Origin of the sequence: Streptomyces triticagri (genome assembly GCF_003429565.1) — a bacterium.
Classification (GTDB): Bacteria; Actinomycetota; Actinomycetes; order Streptomycetales; family Streptomycetaceae; genus Streptomyces; species Streptomyces triticagri.
The window spans coordinates 1-3,050 of record NZ_QUAK01000156.1 but is presented as its reverse complement, the minus strand read 5'-3'; the positions used below and the strand labels follow the sequence as shown (position 1 = coordinate 3,050).

The following is a 3,050-nucleotide window of genomic DNA, read 5'->3' as shown; positions in this document are numbered from 1 at the left end:
GGCACCCGGAGTGATCCGGGTGCCGCCCTCCTGTGTGTGCGGGTGGTTCGTACGGGGTCGGGGCCGCCTCAGGCGGGTCCCTGCAGGGTGACGTCCTCCAGGGAGCGCACCAGGGTCGTACGGGGTCCGGGGGAGATGCCCGGCACGGACGGGACGGCGAGCAGTCGGCAGCCGGCCGCGAGGGCCGCCGCGGCGCCGGTGGGCGTGTCCTCCACCGCCAGACAGTCCGCGGTGTCGACGCCGAGCCGCGCGGCCGCGGTCAGATACGGATCGGGGTGCGGCTTCCCGCGCTCCGACTCGCCCGAGGTCACCGAGGTGTCGAAGCGGTGCGCGCCGAGCGCGCGCAGCACCAGATCGGCCACATGTCGCTCGGAGGCCGTCACCAGGGCGGTGGGCACGCCCAGTTCGCGCGCGCGGTCGAGCAGGCGCAGCGCGCCGGGCTGCACGGTGACGCCGGACGCCACCCGTGCTGTGAACTCCCGGTCGAGGACGGCGCTGCTCTCGGCGGCCGTACGCGAGGTCAGTCCACTGCGTACGAGATGTTCCGCCGCGTCGGCCACGGCGGCGCCGGCGAACGGCGCCAGTACGGGGGCGTCGGCAGGGGAGCCCTGGGCGCGCAGGAAGTCCGCGACCGTCTCCAGCCAGGCGTGTTCGGTGTCGACCAGGGTGCCGTCCATGTCGCACAGGAGCGCGGCGGGCCGGTCGAGGGTACGGGGCGCGGACATCGCGGGGTTCCTCACGGTGCGGGTCGGTCGGGGGTGGTGCGGGCGAGCGGGTTGGCCTGCACCGAGTTGCGGACGGTGAAGACGACCGAGCCGGGCCGGTAGCGGTCGTCCGAGGTCTCCACCGGGCGGCCCTCGGGGGTGGTCGTGGTGCGGCGCACCCTGAGCAGCGGGGAGCCGCGCCGTACGCCCAACTCCCGGGCGTCCACGGTGCCTGCGGCGACCGCGTCGAGGTGGTGCTCGCCGTGGGACATGAACAGGCCGACGGTGTCCTGGAGGTGCTGGGTGACCGACTCGCAGTCGGCGGGGGCCTGTTCGACCGCTTCGGCGGTCCAGCCCGCGTACACCGTGCGTTCGAGCAGGACCGGATCGTCGTCCAGGGTGCGGATGCGCAGGATGTGCAGGACCTCGTCGCCCGGGGCGAGTTGGAGCAGTCCGGCCTCGGCGTCGGTGGCCGCGGCGCGGCGGCTGTCGAGGACCTGGCCGCCCGGGGTGCGGCCGCCCGCCCTCGCCCACTGGGCGAAGCTGCGCAGTTCGGTGAAGCTCTGGCTGGGCGTGGTGGAGAGCACCACACGGCGGGCGCCCTGCCGGGAGCCGATCAGGCCCTCGGCCTGCAGGGTGCCGAAGGCCTGGCGCAGGGTGCCGCGCGATACGCCGTGTGCGGCGGCCAGTTCGGACTCCGAGGGCAGGGCCGCGCCCACCGGGTGGCGGCCTTCGGCGATGGCGCGGCGCAGCTCGTCGGCGATGTGCTCGTGCCGTCGGGTCACTTGTCTCCTCGAGGAGCCGTGCTGATGGGTGGGTCCGGGCCCAGGGGGCGTCTCCTTCCGGCCCGGGGCCTGGATCATGCCATCAGGAGCAGGTCCCACGCACCTCCGGTTGTGCGCAGCTGTGTGCACCCTGACCAGCGAAGCCTTGCGTCTTTCCGCTCCATGAGTCGGTAAACGCATCTCTTTATAACGCTTATGACCTGGGGTTTTTATTCCACGGAAGCTTTACCTGAGGGTCGTTTGGTGGTTATCTTCGTCCGGCTGACTGACGTTGCTTGTCCATACAGGTGGCATCCCGAAGAGCCAGGAGTTCCCATCGTGAAGGCATCCCGTCCCCGTGTGACCAGGCGTGCCGCGGCCGCCGCGGCCTGCGCACTCGCCGTGGTCGCGACCGCAGCAGGCTGCGGATCGGCGCCCACCGCAGACGCCCAGAGCAGCGAGGCCGGCAAGGCGGGTTCGGTGGCCGACCTCGGTGGCCTGGACAAGCTGGTCGAGGCGGCGAAGAAGGAAGGCAAGCTGAACGTCTACGCCCTGGCACCGGACTGGGCCAACTACGGCGAGATGATCGCGGCCTTCGAGGAGAAGTACGGCATCAAGGTCAACAACGAGAACCCGGGCGGCAGCAGCCAGCAGGCACTCAACGCCGCCGCCAAGCGCAAGGGTCAGGACCGCGCCGTCGACGCCCTCGACCTCGGCACCGCCTACATGCAGGACGCCAAGGCCAAGAAGCTTCTCGCTCCGTACAAGGTCAAGGGCTGGGACTCGATACCCGACGAGCAGAAGCAGGCCGACGGCTCGTTCCTGAACAACTACGGCGGCTACATCTCCATCGGCTGCGACGCCAAGGCCGTCAAGGAGTGCCCCGAGACCTTCAAGGACCTCCTGAAGCCGCAGTACAAGAACAAGGTCGCGCTCAACGGCAACCCGACCGAGTCCAGCTCCGCACTCTCCGCGGTCTTCGCCGCCTCGCTCGCCAACGGCGGCTCTCTGGACGACATCCAGCCCGGTCTCGACTTCTTCAAGGAGCTGAAGACCAAGGGCAACTACGTCCCCGCCGAGTCCACCCTCGCCACCATCCAGAAGGGCGAGACCCCGATCTCGATCGACTGGGACTACCTCAACCTGGGCTACGGCGACAAGCTCAAGGCCAAGGGCGTCGACTGGAAGGTCACCGTCCCCTCCGACGGCCAGTACTCGCTCTACTACAACCAGGGCGTCAACAAGTACGCCCCGCACCCCGCGGCCGCTCGCCTCTGGCTGGAGTTCATCTACAGCCCCGAGGGCCAGAACATCTGGCTGAAGGGCTACTCGCGCCCCGCGCTCCTCGAGCCCATGGAGAAGGACGGCACCGCCGACAAGGCCGCCGCCGCCAAGCTCCCGGATGTCTCCGGCACCCCCAAGTCGGCCGACACCGAGCAGGAGGCCGCCGCCAAGGAGAAGGTCGTGCAGGGCTGGGGCAAGGCGGTCGGCTGACCATGGCGGAGCAAGCAGTCCATACCGTGGCCGAGGCCCCGGCCGCGCCCGCGGAGCCGGCGCCCCTGCAGGACCCCGCACCCCGGCG

At 70.7% G+C, this 3,050-nt stretch carries 3 protein-coding genes; 1 reads left to right on the top strand and 2 read right to left on the bottom strand.

Going from position 1 to position 3,050, the window contains the following annotated elements; translation table 11 throughout:
• Nucleotides 1–68: 68 nt before the first annotated feature.
• Both DY218_RS25380 and DY218_RS25375 read right to left on the bottom strand, forming a co-directional pair.
• Nucleotides 69–725 carry an HAD family hydrolase gene (locus DY218_RS25380; protein ID WP_128558476.1) on the bottom strand — a complete coding sequence of 219 codons (657 nt, stop codon included), beginning with the start codon at nt 723–725 and terminating at the stop codon, nt 69–71.
• An 11-nt stretch (nt 726–736) separates the two neighbouring features.
• Nucleotides 737–1,489, bottom strand: a complete 753-nt coding sequence (locus DY218_RS25375; RefSeq protein WP_128558475.1) for a GntR family transcriptional regulator — start codon at nt 1,487–1,489, stop codon at nt 737–739.
• A gap of 339 nt (nt 1,490–1,828) precedes the next feature.
• Here DY218_RS25375 and DY218_RS25370 point away from each other — a divergent pair, with 339 nt between their 5' ends.
• A complete protein-coding gene (locus tag DY218_RS25370) occupies nt 1,829–2,962 on the top strand; it encodes an ABC transporter substrate-binding protein (protein WP_128558474.1) in 1,134 nt (377 codons plus the stop codon).
• Nucleotides 2,963–3,050: the final 88 nt, after the last annotated feature.

Excerpts from the sequence above, each read along its gene's own strand:
- DY218_RS25380 (WP_128558476.1), bottom strand. The coding sequence starts at position 725 with ATGTCCGCGCCCCGTACCCTCGACCGGCCCGCCGCGCTCCTGTGCGAC.